Raw genomic sequence first — 21,115 nt, 5'->3', positions numbered from 1 at the left:
CTCCTGCCTTATTTTTATAGATTTTTTTGTATATATTAGCTGAATATAACTATATAATACCATAACTCAGACAAATCAGCAACAAGACAGCGAGATTTCAATCAAATTTTAAAAATTACTTTCTTTTCTGTTTGTCTGCTCTCTGCAGGCGTTTCCTATATTGGTCAGGCAGAGTACTGTGGTGATCAGGAAAAGTCCGGGGATCAGAATGATCCACCAGGAACCTGTCATTAATGCCTTATCGGACAGAGACAGCATACTTCCCCATGTGATAACCTCTATCGGAAGTCCAATACCCATAAAACTTAAAGTAGCTTCAGAGATCATTGCAGTTCTTACATTCATGACTACCATAAACATAATTGATGAGAAAAAGTTCGGCACCAGATGCTTCCACAAAATACGGAAGAATCCCGCTCCCATACATCTTGCAGCGATGATATACTCACTGTTTCGTATCTGCCGTACCTCTGTGCGTACTACTTTCGCAATACTGGTCCAGCTGGTCACACCGATCACAAAGGACAGACTCAGGATATTGGCCTCTCCCATGATAGCCTGCAGCAAAATAATCAGGAGCAGAGTTGGTATACTTAAGAATATTTCTGTAAATCTCATGATCAGTTCATCAAGCCAGGCAGGTGCCACTCCACTGAAGGCACCGACTACCACCGCAATAAAAGTAGAAATAACTGTGGCTAATCCACCGATCAGGATCGAGATTCTTCCTCCATACCAAATCATGGAAAAAATATCCCTTCCCATAGTATCTGTTCCAAAAAGGAACTCCCTGTCAGGAGCTTTATTATAGTTTAACAGATCCATATAAGCAGGATCCTTTGTCATGATCAGTTCCGCACACAGGCAGCCCAGTACGATAAGAATCAGGATTGCTGCTGAAACAACGGGTTTTCCCTGATACCACTTTTTCTTTGATTTGGGAATTACGGTTTCTGTCTTTCTGTTTCCTGCCAGTTCAAATAAATGATTGGTCATCCTTCTACTACCTCCGATTTCTCGGTTATTACTTCATCCTTCATGCGGGGATCTATCTGTTCATTAATAGTCTGACTGACGATATTACAGAAAATAACCAGGATTCCTGACATCATACAAAGCAGCATCAGCAGATTGTAATCATGATATCTGGCGCTCTCATAGGACAGAGCTCCGATTCCGGGATAAGAGAATACACTTTCTACCACATAGGTTCCTCCAAGTACATGGGGGACTGCAATGGCCATAATACTCAGATAAGCAGGCATTACATTTCGGACACAATGTCTGAACATAAGCTTTTTCTTATCCAGGCCTTTTGCCTTTGCCAAAAGTACATAATCTGCCCGAACCTCTTCAAGGATCTTATTTCGGATCATGTAAGCATAATACCATAAATGCTCCATGACCACGATGGTCAGAGGCATGATCAGATGCAGCACTCTGTCACCGATATCTTCTGCATTTCCTGTACTGTAAGCTCCACTGCTTGGCAGGATCTTAAGATTTACAGAAAAAACAAGGATCAGGACCAGAGCCATCCAGAACTCAGGAATACAACTGGATATGGTTCCCAGCTTACACAGGATCCGGTCTGCTAGCCGGTTTTCGTACCAGGCACACAGGATTCCCAGGAGCAAGGCTCCGGCAAACATAATGATAAATCCGATTCCTCCAAGTACAAGTGTATTGCCAATACGGCCGCCAATCACTTCTACCACATCCTGTTTATATTTAAATGAAATTCCAAATTCTCCATGAAAGGCATTTTTTACCCACTTCACATACTGCACAGAAATCGGTTCGTTCAATCCCAGTTTTCCCATAGCCCATTCACGTTCTTCCGGACTCATCTTCTCTGTACGGTCACCATAATAGGAGATCAGCGGATCTCCCGGTGCAAGACGGGCTACATAAAATACAGCTACAGACAATATAAATACTGAGATCAGGAATATCAGGCATTTTTTACCATAGTAGACTAACTTTTTTTGTCTCATTATATACTGCACCCCTTTCCTTCATCCGGAAGCATTGCAAAATGTCCGGGTGACACTTCTGTCCACACGCTGTTTTCCATTCCTTCGCCATCATAGTACTGCAGAACTCTTTTTCTCTCCCTGATCGGGTCAGGAACAGGAATTGCAGACAGCAATGTTTTTGTATAAGGATGCACCGGATTGGAATACAATTCTTCTGATGGCGCCAGTTCTACCAGTTTTCCATGATACATAACTCCCACACGATCGCAGAGATACTCAACCATAGCCAGATCATGGGCTATAAACAGAAATGTAAATCCATGCTCCTCCTGCAGATGACGGAACAGATTGACGATCTGGGCCTGTATGGACACATCCAGAGAAGCTATCGGTTCATCAGCCACCAGAAATTCCGGTTCCATACACAGAGATCTGGCTATGGCCACTCGCTGTCTCTGTCCCCCTGATAATTCAGATGGATAACGGTCCAGGAAACTGTTCTCAAGTCCTACATATTCCATCTGAAAAGCAGCTTCCTTCACAAAGCTTCCTCTCGGAGGTGTGATATGCTGGATTCTCATTGGTTCCGTAATAATATCTGACACCTTCATTTTCTGGTTCAGACTGGATGCGGAATCCTGAAATATCATCTGGCGGCGGGTCTGCAGCATTTTTTTATGCTTTTTGAATTCCTTTTTGTCGCAGATATTTACATCTTTATACCAGATTTCTCCCTGAGCCGGCTGATATATATTCATCAGACATCTGGCAACTGTGGACTTTCCTGAACCGGATTCCCCTACCAGACCAAAGATCTCACCTTTATGGATCCGAAATGAGACATCATCTACAGCCTTTACCTTGATCTTTTTTGTCAGATGAAACTGCTGAGTCAGATGCCTGACATCCAATAAAACTTCTTTACTCATGCGCAGTTCCTCCCACAGGTGATTTGATCTGCGGTGCTCTTGGATCCAACAGCCAGGTTGCCGCATAATGAGTATCTGTTATCTTAAACATAGGCGGCATTTCTTCATAATCCATATTCAGGGCATATTCGTTTCTACATGCAAAAGCATCACCTTTCGGCGGATCTATCAAAGTAGGAGGCATGCCGGGGATAGTGTACAGGCTTTCTTTTCCATTTGCAAATGCAGGCAGTGATCTCATCAGCCCCCATGTGTATGGATGTCTGGGATCATAATACACTTCCTCTGCTGTACCAATCTCTACGATCTTGCCTGCATACATGACTGCCACTCTGTCTGCCACACGTGCAACCACTCCCAGATCATGGGATACCAGTATGGTAGCTGTTCCAAGCTTCATCTGTATTTCCCGCAGAAGATCCAGGATCTGTGCCTGTATGGTCACATCCAGTGCAGTAGTAGGTTCATCTGCAAATAAAATATCCGGATCTGCAGCCAGAGCGATGGCCATCACACATCTCTGACGCATTCCTCCGGAAAACTGCCAGGGATACTGATGATATCGTTCCTTTGGATGGGAGATACCTACCAGTTCCATAAGTTCCAGAACCTTCTTATTTACCTGTTCCTTCGTGTAATTCTTATTGTGGATCACCACTGCTTCCCCAATCTGTTTTCCAATTTTAATAGTTGGATTCAGGGATGTCATAGGATCCTGAAAGATCATAGAAAAAACTCTTCCACGCAGTTTCTGCATCTCCTTTTCCCTGTAACAGGTGATATCCTGTCCGTTCACACAAATGCTGCCCTCTTTAATCTTTGCACTTGGCGGCAAAAGCTTCATGATACTTTTGCAAAGCACACTCTTCCCGCATCCGGATTCTCCAACTATAGCCAGCACCTCTCCCTTTTTTAATGAAAAAGACACATCTCTTACTGCCTGGACTTCTCCGGCAGGACCGTCAATGCTGACTGAAAGATTTTTAACCTCTAATAAATGTTCCATTTTCAATCCTTTTTCCGCTCGTGTAAAAAGGGGGCACCTTTAGTGCCCCCGTCACAACCTTTATCTTTTTATTCAATAGTCCAGTCTGCTACATTCCAGAAGATTCCAACTCCATGATGTCCCATAATTGTATCAGGATCAATTCCTTTAATATTGCTGTCAGCAACATAGTTGGCATCAATATAGCAGATCATTGCATAAGCCGGATCCTCTGCCAGAGCTTTCTGGAAATTAGCATAGGCTTCTGCACGAACTTCCGGATCAGCTGACTGTCTTGCTTCTGTCAGATACTTGTCAACGTCTGCATTAGAATAGCCGGAGTAGTTTGCTCCCTTATCTGTTCCGAATACTTTGTATGTATGGTCGTCAGCGTCAAATGGGCTTCCCCATCCGATCAGGAATGCCATCTGTCCTGCCCAGTCTGTCTGTGCAGGGATCTCTACTGATACATCCATGCCGATCTCTTTCAGTTCCTGTGCTGCGATCTGAGCCATATCAATACGTACCTGATCTCCTGCACTTACGCTGATCACAAATCCCACTTTTTCGCCGTCACGATAATAGAATCCGTCATCACCCATCTCGCATCCTGCAGCTTCCAGAATTTCTTTTGCTTTTTCAGGATTGTAATCATAATGCTCTACATCTTCATAATTGTAGATATTTCTCTGAAGAGGTCCATAAGCCGGCATTCCCTGTCCAAGGATAACTGCGTCGATGATCGCCTGACGGTCAAGCCCATAGCATACTGCCGGGATCAGATCACGGTTTTTCTGCCAGTATTCATTTCCAAAGTTAAACATGATTCCACGATAGTCAGAAGTCTTCATATCGTAGCATGTATATGCCTCATCATCTGCAAAAGCAGCTGCATCCTTTGGTGTTAATAATGCCAGATCAAGTTCTCCGGATTTTAACTGAAGTGCTTTCGCATTGTCATCCGGTACGATCTTGAATACAATTTTATCGATGGAAGGCTCACCCTTGAAATAATCTTCATTCTTAACCAGTGTGATCGCCTGTCCCTCATCCCAGGATTCAATCTTGTATGGACCTGTTCCTACCGGGTTACGGAAGAAGTCAGAAGTCTGCATATCTTCTCCCTCAAGCAGATGCTTAGGAAGAACTGCCATTGTCATATAGTCAAGGAATGCAACGTTTTTGTCCTCAAGCTTGAACGCAACCGTATGATCATCAATAACATTGATTTCCTCTACGTCCTCGTAGTTGGGTGCATTCTCAGAACCATTTTCCGGATCCATGATCGCTTCAATAGTAAATTTAACATCCTCTGCTGTCACAGGTTCGCCGTCCTGCCACTTGGCATCTTCTGCCATATGGAATGTATAAGTATTGGTTTCATCATCAAAATCCCAGCTCTCTGCCAGTCCCGGAACTACCTGATTATCTCCGTCATGTGCAGTTAAACCGTTGAAGATCAGAATATTGATCTCTCCATGTTCATCCATAGCAGGATTGATCCTGGTATAATCTCCGCTTCCGTATACCAGTGTTGTTTCTTCCTCTGCCAGTACAGGCACTGTTGTTCCGGCACTGACCAGTGATACAGTCAGAAGCACTCCGGCCATTGTCAATAAACCCTTTTTCATTTCATGTTCCCTCGCTTTTTCTTTATTGGTAACTGGCTTTTATGATATCAGACAATTCTGACATCAGTAAGCCCTGCAGGGGGATATTGACATATTCCTTTTTGTGCCTTATATATGCCATATATGGCATACCTGAAGCAGTATCATTACTCTCCATCGCAGTGCGATCCTGCCCGGAGTGTTATTTATGTTATAGGAACATTACAGAGTAATTTCCTATAATATAAATAACACTCCGCCTTTAGTATTTCACTAAAAGCGAAGTGTCCTGATATTAATATAATTTTGCACCAGCCGGAATATGGTCATCTACCATCAGAAGATGAAGTTTTTCTTCGCCCTCTTCTTCATGGATTGCACTAAGTAACATTCCACAAGATTCAATTCCCATCATTGCTCTAGGTGGCAGATTTGTGATAGCTATAAGTGTCTTACCTACCAGTTCTTCTGGTTCGTAGAATGCGTGAATACCGCTTAAAATGGTACGTTCTACGCCTGTTCCATCATCCAGAGTAAACTGTAAAAGTTTCTTTGACTTCGGCACTGCGACACACTCTTTTACCTTTACTGCACGGAAATCGGACTTGCTAAAAGTCTCAAAATCTACCTCATCTTTGAACAATGGTTCGATTTCTACCTTTGAAAAATCAATCTTCTCAACTGGCTTTTCTGAAACTGTTTTAGCCTGCGCAACGTTGTTTGCTTCGTTCTTAGCAGCGCCCTGGGACTTCATTGTCGGGAACAGCAGTACGTCACGGATTGCCTGGCTGTCTGTAAGCAGCATAACCAGACGGTCGATTCCGTATCCGATACCACCTGTAGGCGGCATACCGATCTCCAGTGCATTCAGGAAGTCTTCATCTGTGTGGTTTGCTTCCTCATCTCCTGCGTCAGCAAGAGCATCCTGTGCTTTGAAACGCTCTCTCTGGTCAATCGGGTCATTGAGCTCGGAATATGCGTTACACATTTCCCATGTATTGATGAAAAGCTCGAAACGCTCTACCTTATTCGGGTCAGAAGGTTTCTTCTTTGTCAGCGGAGAAATCTCGATCGGATGATCCATGATAAAGGTTGGCTGGATCAGTTCTTTTTCACAGTATTCCTCGAAGAACAGGTTGATGATATCACCCTTCTTATGACGTTCTTCATATTCAATATGATGCTCATCTGCAAGCTTCTTAGCTGCTTCATCATCTGCAACTTCATCAAAGTCAATTCCTGCATATTTCTTGATCGCATCATTCATGGTCAGACGTTCAAAAGGTTTGCTGAGGTCGATCTCGATACCATTGTAGGAAATCTTCGCAGAACCACAAACCTTCTCTGCCAGATAACGGAACATAGACTCAGTCAGTTCCATCATGCCTTCATAATCTGTATATGCCTGATAAAGCTCCATCAGAGTAAACTCCGGATTATGACGGGTATCTACACCTTCATTACGGAATACACGTCCGATCTCATAAACTCTCTCAAGACCACCAACGATCAGTCTCTTCAGATAAAGCTCAAGAGAAATACGAAGCTTAACATCTTCGTTCAGTGCATTATAATGAGTTTCAAACGGTCTTGCTGCAGCACCGCCTGCATTTGCAACCAGCATCGGAGTTTCCACTTCCATGAAGTCACGGTCTGCAAGGAAGTTACGGATTTCTTTCAGAATCTGGGAACGTTTGATAAATACGTTCTTGCTGTCCTGATTCATGATAAGGTCTACATATCTCTGACGATAACGCATATCTGTATCTGTCAGTCCATGGAATTTCTCAGGAAGAATCTGTAAGCTCTTGGAAAGAAGAGTCATGCTTTCTGCATGGATAGAAATCTCACCTGTTCTTGTTCTGAATGCAAAACCTTCCAGTCCGAAGATATCACCGATATCGGATTTCTTAAAATCTGCATAAGAATCTGCTCCGATCGCATCTCTTGCTACATATACCTGAATATTTCCCTGTAAATCCTGGATATTGCAGAAAGAAGCCTTACCCATAACTCTCTTGAACATCATACGGCCTGCGATCGCTACGTGGATCGGGCTTGCGTCCATGATTTCTCTTCTCTCTTCGTAATCTTTCTTAACAGCTTCCTTTGCCTGTTCTTCATCAAGACCTGTTACATCTACTTCTGCACGATCTTTGAGAAGTTCTGCCTCATGTGCTTCATAAAGACTCTTCACTTCCATTGAGTGATGAGTCTGATTAAACTTTGTGATCTGAAATGGGTCTTTTCCATTAGCCTGAAGATCTGCCAGTTTATCGCGACGTACCTTCAGTAACTGGTTTAAATCCTGTTCCTGCTTCTGCTGTGCCACCTTGGTTCCTCCTTATATACTTGTATAATTATTATTTGTTCATAACTGTTCAGTACCTTCACAGTTACGAGCCAAAATGCATTAAAAATCACCTGCGGTGATGGCATTTTGGCTTGTATGTCTCGGGATTTTGGTACTTACGTGCCAAAACACCTCGCGGGATAGTAGACTACTGAATAGTTACATTTATTCTACATTTCCATGTGATATCAGATGTAACAGAAGATTCCATTCAACAGAATCCTGTATTTTCAAATATCAATTTATCAGATATACAGACAAAAATAAGAAATAACAAACTTCTTATTGTCTTCTTATTATCTGCTTATATAGTCAGAGAAAGGTGCGCGTTATGCCTTTGCATGATAAATCTCTACGCGCACCTCAGTCATCTGTCTCTTATACGTTTCTCTGGATCTCCAGAACTTTGTATTTCATGATTCCTGCCGGCATCTCTACTTCTACTACATCACCTGTATGCGCACCGATAAGTGCTTTTCCTACGGGAGATTCGTTGGAGATTTTGCCTTCAAGGCTGTTAGCCTCTGTGGAACCTACGATCTTCAGCTCGATGTCTTCTTCGAATTCAAAATCGTGTACTTTAACCTTACATCCAACGCTGATCTTGTCCAGATCTACTTCGTCCTCTACAACAACTTCAGCATTCTTTAAGATCTTCTCGATTTCTTCGATACGTGCTTCAATGTCTCTCTGTTCGTCTTTCGCTGCATCGTATTCCGCATTCTCAGATAAGTCGCCCTGTTCTCTGGCTTCCTTAATTTTCTCTGCTACTTCTTTTCTCTTTACTACCTTTAAATCATGCAGCTCTTCTTCTAATTTTTTAAGTCCTGCATAAGTTAGTAAGTTTTTCTTTTCTTCCATAATAACCTTACTCCCTTTCAACATCCGGTATAGTCTTCTGCGTTTCTTTTCGCCCCGGATCACTACATGGATTTATGTGCTTCCTGATACATCATACCTGAAAAAGGGCAGACTTATTCTAGGATATTCACAATTTCTGTATTATACAAAAAAGCACCCGGATTGTCAAGCATTCCGAGCGCCTTTGCTATTGTTTATATTTCTCATTTCACATGGTTTTAACTTTTATGCTAATCTTGATAAAAGCGCCTCCAGCGCTTCATAACTTTCTATGGTGTTTGACTCTCTTCTGAGCCCTGCGCTGTGACGCATACCTGCAGTATACCAGGCAACGTGTTTACGCATCTCACGTATTCCTACGAATTCCCCTTTTAATTCAATCTGTTTTCTGGCATGACGCAGGATCATTTCACGTATTTCCTCTACAGACGGACGTTCCAACAGTTCTCCTGTCCGGAAATAATGGTTCAGTTCGCGGAACAACCAGGGATTTCCCCTTACTGCACGTCCCACCATAACAGCATCACATCCGGTCTGTTTTACCAGTGCTTCTGCTTTCAGCGGAGAATCTACATCTCCGTTTCCAATTACAGGAATGGTAATCGCTTCTTTTACCCTGCGGATCGTATCCCAGTCTGCAGTGCCGGAATAGTACTGCTGTCTGGTGCGCCCATGCACTGCAAGTGCTGCTGCTCCCGCATCCTCAATACGTTTCGCGATTTCAACAATATCTACCGGTTCATTCTCAAATCCGATTCGCACCTTGACAGTCAACGGTTTACTGATTGCAGATGATACTTTTCGAACGATCTCTTCAATCAGATTCGGGTTCTTCAATAATGCAGATCCCTCACCGTTATTGACAACCTTCGGCACAGGGCATCCCATATTGATGTCCAGGATATCGAAATCTCTGTCCTCAATGGATTTCGCAACCTCTGCCATAAGATCCGGTTCACTGCCAAAAAGCTGCATGGAAACCGGGTGCTCACATGGATCAATCTCCATCAGGGCAATGGTGTTCTTATTGTGAAAAGAAATCGCTTTTGCACTGATCATTTCCATACAGATCAGTCCGGCCCCCTGCTCTTTACAGAGCGTTCGAAATGGCAGGTCTGTGACACCTGCCATTGGTGCAAGAACAAACGGATTATCAATCTGTACGTTTCCTATTTTCCACTGCATCTCCATGAATGGTTCTCTTGCCCGTACCGGCTCATTCCTTGTCTGCATGGATTCAGTCCTCACTGCCCGATGTTTTCTTCAGTTCTTCTTCCGGGATGTCTCCGAGAAAGAATACTTTATAATACATTTCCAGAGATTCCAGAAGTTCTTTCTTGTCCTGCTGAAGCTGTTTGATCTTCAGTCCGCTTCCGATCTCATCGTAGCGGGCATCTGCTTCCAGAGCTTCTGTTTTAAACTGAAGTCTGCCGTTTTCGTCAAATTCCAGAGTCAGGATTCCTCCTACATCCTCTGTGTAAAGAACACACATGATCTGAAGCTCTTTCTTCACATGATCCGGAAGTGCATTGAAATCCTGATTAAAATAAAATTTCTTCTCATAGGCACTTGCGCCGCAGAGAGTAATGTTGTCCTGATACATAAATTACTGTTTCCCTCTTTCGAAATTATTCAGAATCTTTATACATAGCTGTAAAGTCCACGCACCGAAACCTCTCCTGCGCTGACTTTCACAACTTCTTTATTCTGCCTTTCCACAAGCAGTTCACCTTTTTCATCAATCCCCCTGCAGATTCCTTCGAAACTTCTGTCACCATCGATCACTCTGACCGGCTGGTTCAGATTTGCAAGGATTCTGTGGTAATCATCCAGCAGATGAGTAAAATCACAGGTCTGGATAAATTTCTCATAGTTGATCTCGAAATATTTCATCACCAGTGCAATCACCTGATTTCTGTCATATTCACGACCGCCCTCCAGAATCAGTGAAGTCGCTTTGTCCTGCATTTCTTCCGGAAATTCTTTCAGGTTTACATTGATTCCTACTCCGATGAGAACATAATTGATCTTCACACCATTTGTTCCCATCTCGGTCAGGATACCACAGATTTTCTTCTTAGAGATCACAATATCATTGGGCCATTTAATACTTACGTTAAACCCCAGTTCCTCTGCTGCCTGTGCCACTGCCATTCCCATAACCAGTGTCAGCATAGACGCATACTGCGGTGAAAATTCCGGACGTAAGAGCAGTGTCATCATAATAGAGCTGCCCTCCGGTGCTTCCCATCTTCTGTCAAAACGCCCTCTTCCCGCAGACTGAAATTCCGCAACTGCCAGAGTTCCATGCTCTGCACCATCTTTTGCCAGACGCTTGATCCATGAATTGGTAGAATCTGTTTCTTTTGCAAAATGGACGGTTTTGCCCGCCCATTTTGTGTCTATCGCCTGTGAAATTGTTTCTTCATTATACAGATGTGCCATTATTTGTTCTCCGGCTCTCCTAATGTTGCTACCATAACAGCTTTGATGGTATGCATACGGTTCTCTGCCTCATCAAATACTTTGGACTGCTCAGATTCAAATACTTCGTCTGTTACTTCCATGTCTGTCAGATTGAATCTCTCGCCCATTTCCTTGCCGATCTTTGTCTTAAGGTCATGGAATGCAGGCAGACAGTGAAGGAAGATTGCTTTCTCTCCTGCGTTCTTCATAACGTCCTTTGTTACTTTATAAGGTGTCAGATCATGGATTCTCTCTGTCCATACCTCATCCGGCTCACCCATGGATACCCATACGTCTGTATAGATAACGTCTGCATCCTTTGTTCCTTCCTGAACATCCTCTGTCAGAGTGATGCTTCCGCCGGATGCTTTTGCATATTCCTCGCACTGAGCAACTAACTCTGCATTCGGGAAATATTTCTTAGTTGTGCAGGCTACGAAATGCATGCCAAGTTTTGTGCAGGCAATCATCAGGGAATTACCCATATTGTAGCGGGCATCACCCATGTATACAAGCTTACGTCCTTTTAAATCTCCGAAATGCTCACGGATTGTCAGCATATCAGCGATCATCTGTGTCGGATGATATTCGTTCGTAAGGCCATTCCATACCGGAACACCTGCATGTTTTGCAAGCTCTTCTACGACTTCCTGACCAAATCCACGATATTCGATACCATCATACATTCTTCCCAGAACTCTTGCTGTATCTGCAATGCTTTCTTTCTTACCGATCTGAGAACCTGTCGGATCCAGGTATGTGCTTCCCATTCCAAGATCATGGGCAGCTACCTCAAAAGAGCAGCGGGTTCTTGTACTTGTTTTTTCAAAAATAAGTGCAATATTTTTGCCTCTGTAATATTCGTGAAGCTCGCCGGCTTTCTTCTTTGCTTTAAGTTCTGCGGATAAATCAATAAGATATGTGATCTCCTCCGGTGTAAAGTCTTTCAGTGTCAGAAAGTTTCTTCCTTTTAAGTTCATAATAATTCTCTCCCCGATGTCATTTATTCTCTTTTGTTATTTGTCTGTCTCCACTTTCGGATCAGTGACGATCTCTTTCAGCGAACTTGCCAGACCTGCGATTCCCTGAATATCCGACGGAATAATGATCTTGGTTGCCTTACCGTCTGCTGCCTTGGCAAATGCTTCCAGACTCTTCAGTGTCAGAACTGCTTCATCTGCTCCTGCCTCTCTGATCATGCGGATACCCTCTGCATTGGCATTCTGAACTTTCAGAACTGCCTCAGCCTGTCCTTCTGCCTCCTTGATCATACGCTCTTTCTGAGCCTCTGCGCGGAGGATTGCTGCCTGTTTCTCAGCTTCTGCATCCAGAATTGCGGATTGTTTCTTACCTTCTGCAACAAGGATCGTAGATTTCTTCTGACCTTCTGCGATCAGGATTGCTTCACGACGTTCACGCTCAGCTTTCATCTGTTTCTCCATTGCATCCTGAATAGCTGCCGGAGGAATAATGTTCTTCAGTTCCACACGATTGACCTTGATTCCCCATGGATCAGTAGCTTCATCAAGAGAAGCTCTCATCTTGGTATTGATCGTCTCACGTGATGTAAGTGTCTCATCCAGTTCCATGTCACCGATAATATTTCTTAAGGTTGTTGCGGACAGATTCTCGATTGCCATGATCGGATTCTCCACACCGTAAGTATAAAGCTTCGGATCTGTGATCTGAAAGAATACGACAGTATCGATCTGCATGGTTACGTTATCCTTTGTGATAACCGGCTGCGGTGGAAAATCCACTACCTGTTCCTTCAGATTTACCTTTCTGGCTACTCGTTCAATAAACGGAACCTTGAAGTGAATTCCTGTACTCCAGGTTGCCTGATAAGCTCCCAGACGTTCCAGGATTACTGCATATGCCTGTGGTACAATGCGGACGCAGGATGCAAGGACCCATACCGCAATAACGATAATAACTATCAGAAAAACCACGCCCATAACTAATCCTCCTTATTCTGTTTTACGATAAGTTTCACACCTCGGATCTCTTCGATCGTTACAACGGTGCCTTCGCCGATTTTTTCGTCATCAGCAGAACGTGCAGTCCATTCAATGTCATTGATACGAACCTGGCCTGTCTGCGCCAGATTGTCAATCTCCTGAATCACAACTGCTTTCTTTCCAATCAGACTATTTGCATTGGTCTGTATGGTTTCTTTGTTGAAATACTTCATTGCCAGTGGTCTGGTAAAGATGAGAAGTACCAATGAAACACACAGAAACAGCAATATCTGTACAGTGAGGTTCGCTCCTGCATAACATGCAATAGCAGCGACCAGTGCGCCGCCGGCAAACCAGATGGTGGTCAGTCCTGCCGTAATTGCCTCTACAACAAGCAATAACGCAAGAATCCCAAGCCAGATCAAAGGCTGCATGAAACTCCTCCTTTCGTCTGCTATCGTCTCTGACGAGCAGCTTCATACATGAGAATTCCGGATGCCATGGCAGCATTCAGAGATTCTACTTTTCCACACATAGGAATCCGTATCAGACAATCAGCACTGTCTGCCGCTTCATCTGTCAGTCCTTTTCCCTCATTGCCGATCAGGAAAGCAGTTCCTCCTGTGTAGGATTCCTGATCATAAGAGTTCTTACCATGCAGATGCGCCGCAAATGTGCGGATATTTCTGTCTTTCAGTTCCTGTGCTAATGATACCACACTTTCCACATATAGGAAAGGCATTCTGTAGACAGAACCCATGGTTGATCGTATAACCTTCGGGTTTGTGATATCCACGCAGGTCTTTGTCAGAAGAACTCCGCTTACTCCGGCACCCTCTCCTGTACGGAGAATAGTTCCCGCATTTCCCGGATCCTGCAGATCTTCCAGAATCATAACCAGCGGATTTTTCCCGCCGAGAATATCTTCCATTATATAGGAAGGTTTCTTAAGCACTGTCATAATTCCCTGCGGCGTCTGCGTATCGCTCATCTGTCGAAAAACAGAATCTGTTACTATTTCATATGGAAGTTTCTCCACCTGAGCCATCAGTTCTGCATCACCGCTGAGAGCTTCTGATACATACACCTTCGAAATCCAATCCCTAGGTGCTTCGCCGAACATTTTTCTTCCTTCTGCAACAAAAAGCCCTTGTTCTCTGCGGGCTTTTGTTTTCTGGTTCAGCTGTATGATATTTTTTACCTGTCCGTTATTTACACTGGTGATCATATCTTATCCTCAATTTTCCGAAACCTTATTCAGGTCACTGTTTGCTCCTGCTGCAACAACTGTGCAGTCTGCCGGAAACACTTCATCCGGCGCCACATTCATATTCATCTTATCGCCATGCTTCAGACCGATCAGATTGATGTTATACTTTTCCCTGACCTTCAGCTCCCGAAGTGTTTTTCCTATCCATTCCCGCGGGATCTTAAATTCTGCCATACTGAAATCAGAAGAAAGCTCAAACATATCGACAAATCCACTGGAGAGAAGATTTCTTGCAACTCTGATACCCATGGAATGTTCAGGATAAATCACCTTATCTGCCCCTATTTTCTCCAGTATCCTGCCATGAAGAGAATTCATTGCCTTCGCCATGACAAAAGGAACTCCAAGTTCTTTCACCTGCATCGTTGCTGTAATACTGGCCTCCATATTCTCGGCTACTGCGATGACCGCAACATCTACGTTCTGAACTCCAAGCGATTCCAAAATTCCCGGATCACGCACATCTGCCTTGACAGCATAGGAAACTTTCTCTGCGATATCCTGCACATTATCATCTTTATCGTCAATGGCAAGTACATCGCAGTTCGCCTCTGCCAGAGTAAGAGCTACCGTCATCCCGAACTGCCCAAGACCGATCACTGCATAAGATTTGTTCTTCATTTTCTTCCTCATTTCTCTTTCTGAACATATATTCGTTATCCTCTGCGAATATATGCCTGACTGCCAAACCGTTACTATCCAATCATAATATCTTCTTCTGCCAGATGTGAATCTGCCGGCATTTTCTGTACACGTACAGTCACTGCAGTTCCCAGAGTCAGCGGACCGATTCTTCCCAGATACATAGTCAGGATCACGATCCATTTGCCTGCTGTATTCAGGCAGGGTGTCAGCCCTCTGCTAAGTCCTACCGTTGCAACCGCAGATGTAATTTCATAAACAACATCTTCTATAGGTGCTTCCGGCATGGCTGCACACAACAGCATACTCATGAGAATAAGTACTGTAAGTACCATACCTGTCACTACGATCGCAGAACGGATGTAGCTGTCTCTGATTCTCCTGTGGTGTACTTCCACATCCCGTTTTCCCTGAAGATTGGATTTCAGACTCAGCAGAAGGACCGCAACTGTTGTTGTCTTAATTCCACCTGCTGTTCCCATAGGGGAACCGCCGATCAACATCAATATCAGGCACAGCATATAAGTTGCATTGGAAAATCTCTCCTGGCTTACAGTGAAAAATCCGGCTGTTCTTGTGGTAACTGACTGGAACAAAGATGCCATCCACTTCGTTCCCGGCGAATATGTCCCAATACTTTCCGGATTTCCATGATCAAACAGAAAGATCAGTACTGTACCGCCCACAACAAGTATCAGCGTCATCATCAACACGATCTTACTATGAAGACGGAGATTTTTAAATATACGTCCCACAGGAAGTTTCCCTCTGATGACTCGTTTGATCTTATCCCAGATATCCCACCAGACCACAAATCCAAGTCCTGACATAATGATCAGTCCTACACTTGTAAAGTTTACGATTGGATCAGCAACATACTGAGCCAGGCTATCCTCTCCCAGCAGATCAATACCAGCATTACAGAATGCAGATACTGCCGTAAAAACAGAGTATCCCAGACCTTTTGCCAGACCGAACTGCGGAATAAATCGAACTGCATAACACACTGCACCGATTCCTTCTGCTCCAAACACACAGATCAGAACTTTCTTCACCAGCCTGACCATCCCACCCATTCTGTCCATATTATAGGACTCCTGGATAACACGCCGGTTCCTCAGCGATATTTTCTTTCTCAGACTTATAAAAATAATACTGCCCAGGGAAATCAGTCCCACACCTCCGATCTGGATCAGGACAAGAATAATAAGCTTGCCTGCCAGAGTCCAGTGAGTTGCCGTAACAACTGTCACAAGCCCTGTTACACATATACTTGTGGTTGCGGTAAACATGGCATCTGTAAAAGATGTGTGGTATCCGGGTGCCGTACAAAACGGCAGCCACAGAAGTAATCCCCCTAAGATAATCACCCCCGCAAAACCGAGGGTAATTATCTGAGCAGTATTTAATTTATGCAGTCTGTTATATAACTGCATCTTTTTATTCATTTGTTATTTGTTGTTTTTATCATAGTTATGAGAAAGTGACTGGCATACTTCCCACTGATAGTCAGAGATACCTTTCTGCATAGCAAGTGCTTCATTGATATCGAAGTCTACGAATTCACCGTGACGATATCCGACAACGCGGCATGTCTTGCCTGCAATAAGAAGGTCTACAGCCAGAGCACCCATCATAGATGCATATACACGGTCTTTACATGTCGGGCTTCCACCACGCTGCATGTGTCCAAGGATTGTAGCACGTGTTTCGATACCTGTGGCAGCTTCGATACGTTTTGCCATTGCTTCAGAATGACCGATACCTTCTGCATTGATGATGATGTGATGCTTTTTGCCTTTCTTACGACTCTCGATAATGTTATTGATCAGCTTCTGCTCATCATAGTCATATTTTTCAGGAACCAGAACGTCCTCAGCACCGTTGGCAATACCGCACCACAGAGCAATATATCCTGCACCACGTCCCATAACCTCGATGATACTGCATCTCTCATGAGAAGTGGAAGTATCACGTACTTTATCAATTGCTTCCATTGCTGTGTTTACAGCTGTATCAAATCCGATGGTATATTCTGTACATGCAATGTCAAGGTCGATTGTTCCGGGAAGACCGATTGTATTGATTCCGAGATTCGCAAGCTTCTGAGCACCTGCGAAGGATCCGTCACCACCGATGACAACAAGTCCGTCAATTCCATGTTTTCTGCAGATCTCTGCTCCACGTTTCTGGCCTTCTTCTGTACGGAATTCTGCACAACGTGCTGTATAAAGGATTGTACCTCCACGCTCGATTGTATCAGATACATCTTTTGCGCTCATGTCAATAATCTCTTCGTTTAACAGACCATTGTATCCTTTCAGAATACCTTTTACATTTAATCCATTGCTTAAACCTCTTCTGACAACTGCACGAATTGCAGCATTCATTCCAGGTGCGTCACCACCGCTGGTAAGGACACCAATGGTTTTTATCTTGTTTTCTGCCATCTTTTCTTCCTCCATCTTCTGAATCTATCTCATTTTTACTATACACATATCCGGGTATAGTTTAGCGCATTTCTATAAGTTTTTCAATCCTCTTTCTACAACTTTAACATTGGTTTTACCATATTTTTCGTACATATAGTTCAGCCATAAGTCCTGAATTTGTGCATGATATCCAACCGGAAGCTTCTTTATGGCCTTTACGTCTTTCAGGTAGATCACAACAGCACTGTCACCCGGTGAACGTCTGAGGTCTGCAAGCAGTTCCTGAGATTGCTGTGTGTAGCTTTCTTTATTGTCAAACTGTATCCAGATTTCCCTTGGCATATTGTCAAAGGGACGGATTTTTTCAAGGATCAGTTTACTGGCGCGATCGTCCTCTGCAGATACTCTGCCCTGAATAAATACTCTGCCTTCTTCATTCAGGAACTGCTGACTTTTCTCATAATCTCTGGGGAACACAACTACCTCCACTGTTCCTACCAGATCCTCCACTGTGAGGAATGCCATAACCTTATTATTCTTTGTATATTTGATGGTTTTATCCGTAATCATTCCACCGATAATTACTTTCTGACCATCCGTGACTTTCGGAAGATTTGTTTCTTCATCCTGCTGAAAATCCGAGGTTTTCGCAGAAATGGTTTTCTCCATCATTTCCCGGTAATTTTCCAGAGGATGACCACTGAGGTAGATTCCCAGAACTTCCTTCTCATATCCCAGAAGTTCCTCTTTTCCAAATTCCTCCACATCGGGCATACGGATTTCAAATTCTTTCTTGTCCTCCTCGCTTACCAGATCAAAAAGGCTCATCTGGCCTGCCAGTGAATTCTTCTTCTCCTGACTGATGTTGTCGGAAATCTTCTGATAAACCAGCATTTTCTGGCGGCGGTTACCATCCAGGCAATCCAGCGCACCTGCTTTGATAAAGTTTTCTACTGCTCGCTTATTCATCTGCGGAGAGTTTCGTTCCATAAAATCCTTCAGGGAACGATATTGTCCGTTCTCTTCCCTCTCTCTTACCAGGCTTTCAATAACCGGACGTCCCACACTCTTTATAGCGGACAGGCCATATCGGATTGCACCGTTATCTACAGAGAATCCATACATTCCACAGTTCACATCCGGCGGCAGGATCTTAATCCCCATCTGTCTGCAGACCAGAATATATTCTGCAACCTTATTTGGAAAATCAATAACCGATGTCATTAATGCGGCCATAAATTCCACAGGATAGTAATATTTCAGATATGCAGTCTGATAGGAAACAACTGCATAGGCTGCTGCATGGGACTTATTAAAAGCATATTTGGCGAAATCAATCATTTCATCATAGATTTTATTTGCCGTTGCCTCATCAATTCCATTTGCAATACAGCCTGGAACTCCCTCTGCTTCATTTCCGTAAACAAAGTTCTGGCGCTCCTTTTCCATGACAGAGGCCTTCTTTTTGGACATTGCACGGCGCACCAGGTCGCTTCGGCCCAGAGTATAACCTGCCAGGTTACGAACGATCTGCATAACCTGTTCCTGATAGACAATACACCCATAAGTAGGCTTCAGGATCGGCTCCAGCTGAGGGCAGTCGTAACGGATGGTATCCGGACGGTTTTTGCCCCGGATATACTGGGGGATAAAATCCATGGGGCCCGGGCGGTAAAGAGAAATTCCTGCGATCACATCTTCCAGACTCTGAGGCTTCAGTTCCTTCATGAAGTTTTTCATTCCCGCACTTTCAAGCTGAAATACACCATCAGAACGACCGGTGCCAAGGGAATCCAAAACCTTTTTATCATCATAATTAATCTTCTGCATATCCAGAGTCACTCCTGCATCCTTCTGGATCAGCTTTACTGCATTCTGGATCACAGTCAGAGTACGAAGTCCCAGGAAGTCCATTTTTAAAAGTCCCAATTCTTCCAGTGTTGTCATGGTAAACTGAGTGACAATAGACCCGTCTGATGCTCTGGAAAGCGGTACATATTCTGATACGTCCTTCTGGCTGATAACAACACCTGCCGCATGCATGGAGGTATGTCTGGGAAGTCCCTCCAGACGTCTTGCCATATCAATCAGATAATGAATTTCATCCTGTTCTTCATATGCTTTTTTCAGCTCAGGGTTCATAGTAAGGGCTTTATCTATAGTAATATTTAATTCCTGCGGGATCATTTTCGCAATGGAATCCACCTGTGCATAAGGCATATCCAGTACACGGCCCACATCCCGGATCACACCACGGGCTGCCAGCGTACCAAAAGTAACGATCTGAACCACACAATCATCCCCATATTTACGGCGGACATATTCAATAACCTCCTGCCTTCTTTCGAAGCAGAAGTCAACGTCAATATCAGGCATAGATACTCGTTCCGGATTCAGAAATCGCTCAAAGAGCAGATCATAGCGAATAGGATCAAGCTGTGTGATGCCCAAGGTATAAGCAACCAGACTTCCCGCTGCAGAGCCACGTCCCGGTCCTACCATAATGTCATGATCGCGGGCATATTTAATAAAATCCCATACTATAAGGAAGTAATCCACGTAGCCCATATTTTTTATAGTAGATAATTCGTAATTCAGACGAGCTTTTAATTCCTCTGTAACCGGCTGATAACGTTCCTCCAGTCCCTCGAAGCATAGCTTGTTCAGATATTCCCAGGATGTAAGACCATCCGGCACATCGAATCTTGGAAGCTTGGTCACGCCAAATTCAATCTCAACATGACATCTCTGTGCAATCTTATGAGTATTCTCCAGGGCCTCCAACGCATATGGGAAAAGTTCTGCCATTTCTTCCGGGGATTTCACATAATACTGGCCGCCCTCATAACGCATTCTGTCCTCGTCTGCCAGTTTCTTGTTTGTCTGCAGACAGAGAAGAATATCATGAGGATCAGCATCCTCCGCCCTTGTATAATGCACATCATTGGTTACCACAAGGTCAATCCCTGTTTCTTCGTGCATACGGAGAAGTTCCTGATTTACCAGTCTCTGCGCAGGAATTCCATGATCCTGTAATTCCAGGAAGAAATTCCCTTTGCCAAAAATATCCTGATAACGAAGAGCTGCTGCCTTTGCATCCTCATACATGCCTCTCTGAAGATATCTGGCAACCTCACCTGCAAGGCAGGCACTTAAGGCAATAATCCCTTCATGGTACTCTTTTAATACCGCAAGATCTACTCGCGGTTTATAATAGAATCCTTCTGTGAAACCCTTTGATACTATCTTCATCAGGTTGGCATACCCCTGATTATTTTCTGCCAGAAGAACCAGATGGTAATATCTGTCCTCGCCACTTCCTGCTTCACGGTCAAATCGGGAGCCGGGGGCTACATAAACCTCACATCCCAGAATCGGATTGATTCCCTCGGCTCTTGCTGCACGATAAAAATCAATCACACCATACATAACTCCATGATCTGTGATCGCCGCACTGTCCATGCCAAGTTCTTTGACACGGGCTACATATTCTTTTATCTTATTGGAACCATCCAGCAGACTGTATTCTGTATGGACGTGAAGATGTGTAAACTCCAACTCTATTTCTCTCCTGTTCTAATATCTGCAATTTTATCGCAGCATATTTTTATAAATTTAACTGAATCA

The 21,115-nt window shown here is 43.8% G+C and carries 18 protein-coding genes; all 18 read right to left on the bottom strand.

The genetic code is table 11. The annotated features are described in order from the left end of the window. Window positions 1-108: 108 nt before the first annotated feature. Window positions 109-996 (bottom strand): ABC transporter permease, encoded by an 888-nt coding sequence (locus tag LJE11_RS09025; RefSeq protein WP_173703523.1) that lies wholly within the window; start codon window positions 994-996, stop codon window positions 109-111. Beyond that, window positions 993-1,997, bottom strand: coding sequence for an ABC transporter permease (locus tag LJE11_RS09020; RefSeq protein ID WP_195999197.1), 1,005 nt, complete (start codon window positions 1,995-1,997; stop codon window positions 993-995). Before LJE11_RS09020 ends, LJE11_RS09025 begins: the two co-directional genes overlap by 4 nt. After that, window positions 1,997-2,908 (bottom strand): ATP-binding cassette domain-containing protein, encoded by a 912-nt coding sequence (locus LJE11_RS09015; protein ID WP_055151780.1) that lies wholly within the window; start codon window positions 2,906-2,908, stop codon window positions 1,997-1,999. Before LJE11_RS09015 ends, LJE11_RS09020 begins: the two co-directional genes overlap by 1 nt. Next, entirely contained in the window at window positions 2,901-3,914 is a 1,014-nt protein-coding gene (locus tag LJE11_RS09010; protein WP_055151778.1) for an ABC transporter ATP-binding protein, read from the bottom strand. The genes LJE11_RS09015 and LJE11_RS09010 overlap by 8 nt, the downstream gene beginning before the upstream one ends. 68 nt (window positions 3,915-3,982) lie before the next feature. Next, entirely contained in the window at window positions 3,983-5,524 is a 1,542-nt protein-coding gene (locus LJE11_RS09005; protein ID WP_055060111.1) for an ABC transporter substrate-binding protein, read from the bottom strand. Between the two features lie 274 nt (window positions 5,525-5,798). After that, a complete protein-coding gene (gene lysS, locus LJE11_RS09000; RefSeq protein WP_008707788.1) occupies window positions 5,799-7,835 on the bottom strand; it encodes a lysine--tRNA ligase in 2,037 nt (678 codons plus the stop codon). Between the two features lie 399 nt (window positions 7,836-8,234). Then, window positions 8,235-8,717, bottom strand: coding sequence for a transcription elongation factor GreA (greA, locus tag LJE11_RS08995; RefSeq protein ID WP_008707789.1), 483 nt, complete (start codon window positions 8,715-8,717; stop codon window positions 8,235-8,237). 225 nt (window positions 8,718-8,942) lie between these two features. Then, window positions 8,943-9,902, bottom strand: a complete 960-nt coding sequence (gene dusB, locus LJE11_RS08990) for a tRNA dihydrouridine synthase DusB (protein ID WP_044951790.1) — start codon at window positions 9,900-9,902, stop codon at window positions 8,943-8,945. Window positions 9,903-9,954: 52 nt separating this feature from the next. After that, the gene (locus tag LJE11_RS08985) at window positions 9,955-10,320 is read right to left on the bottom strand and encodes a DUF6145 family protein (protein WP_008707791.1); all 366 of its coding nucleotides are present in this window, start codon (window positions 10,318-10,320) and stop codon (window positions 9,955-9,957) included. Window positions 10,321-10,358: 38 nt separating this feature from the next. Beyond that, window positions 10,359-11,162 carry a biotin--[acetyl-CoA-carboxylase] ligase gene (locus tag LJE11_RS08980; protein WP_118670091.1) on the bottom strand — a complete coding sequence of 268 codons (804 nt, stop codon included), beginning with the start codon at window positions 11,160-11,162 and terminating at the stop codon, window positions 10,359-10,361. Continuing rightward, window positions 11,162-12,163 carry an ornithine carbamoyltransferase gene (argF, locus tag LJE11_RS08975; protein ID WP_008707793.1) on the bottom strand — a complete coding sequence of 334 codons (1,002 nt, stop codon included), beginning with the start codon at window positions 12,161-12,163 and terminating at the stop codon, window positions 11,162-11,164. The genes LJE11_RS08980 and argF overlap by 1 nt, the downstream gene beginning before the upstream one ends. Before the next feature lie 36 nt (window positions 12,164-12,199). Beyond that, complete coding sequence (locus LJE11_RS08970) at window positions 12,200-13,141, bottom strand: SPFH domain-containing protein (protein WP_173681193.1); 942 nt, start codon at window positions 13,139-13,141, stop codon at window positions 12,200-12,202. Between the two features lie 2 nt (window positions 13,142-13,143). Continuing rightward, a complete protein-coding gene (locus tag LJE11_RS08965; RefSeq protein ID WP_008707795.1) occupies window positions 13,144-13,578 on the bottom strand; it encodes an NfeD family protein in 435 nt (144 codons plus the stop codon). Between the two features lie 20 nt (window positions 13,579-13,598). Beyond that, entirely contained in the window at window positions 13,599-14,372 is a 774-nt protein-coding gene (locus tag LJE11_RS08960; protein WP_025579019.1) for a TrmH family RNA methyltransferase, read from the bottom strand. A gap of 9 nt (window positions 14,373-14,381) precedes the next feature. Then, window positions 14,382-15,035 (bottom strand): potassium channel family protein, encoded by a 654-nt coding sequence (locus LJE11_RS08955; RefSeq protein WP_022380134.1) that lies wholly within the window; start codon window positions 15,033-15,035, stop codon window positions 14,382-14,384. A gap of 74 nt (window positions 15,036-15,109) precedes the next feature. Further along, window positions 15,110-16,504, bottom strand: a complete 1,395-nt coding sequence (locus LJE11_RS08950; protein ID WP_227295875.1) for a TrkH family potassium uptake protein — start codon at window positions 16,502-16,504, stop codon at window positions 15,110-15,112. Between the two features lie 3 nt (window positions 16,505-16,507). Next, on the bottom strand, window positions 16,508-17,506 hold the full coding sequence (gene pfkA / locus LJE11_RS08945; protein WP_020993323.1) for a 6-phosphofructokinase: 999 nt from the start codon (window positions 17,504-17,506) through the stop codon (window positions 16,508-16,510). A gap of 72 nt (window positions 17,507-17,578) precedes the next feature. Continuing rightward, window positions 17,579-21,046 carry a DNA polymerase III subunit alpha gene (locus LJE11_RS08940; RefSeq protein WP_227295873.1) on the bottom strand — a complete coding sequence of 1,156 codons (3,468 nt, stop codon included), beginning with the start codon at window positions 21,044-21,046 and terminating at the stop codon, window positions 17,579-17,581. Window positions 21,047-21,115 lie beyond the last annotated feature (69 nt).

This window comes from Blautia sp. DFI.1.216, from assembly GCF_020594215.1.
In the GTDB taxonomy this organism is placed as follows: Bacteria; Bacillota; Clostridia; order Lachnospirales; family Lachnospiraceae; genus Blautia_A; species Blautia_A wexlerae.
The sequence above is the reverse complement of the archived record's forward strand: the minus strand, read 5'-3'. Positions and strand labels throughout refer to the sequence as shown.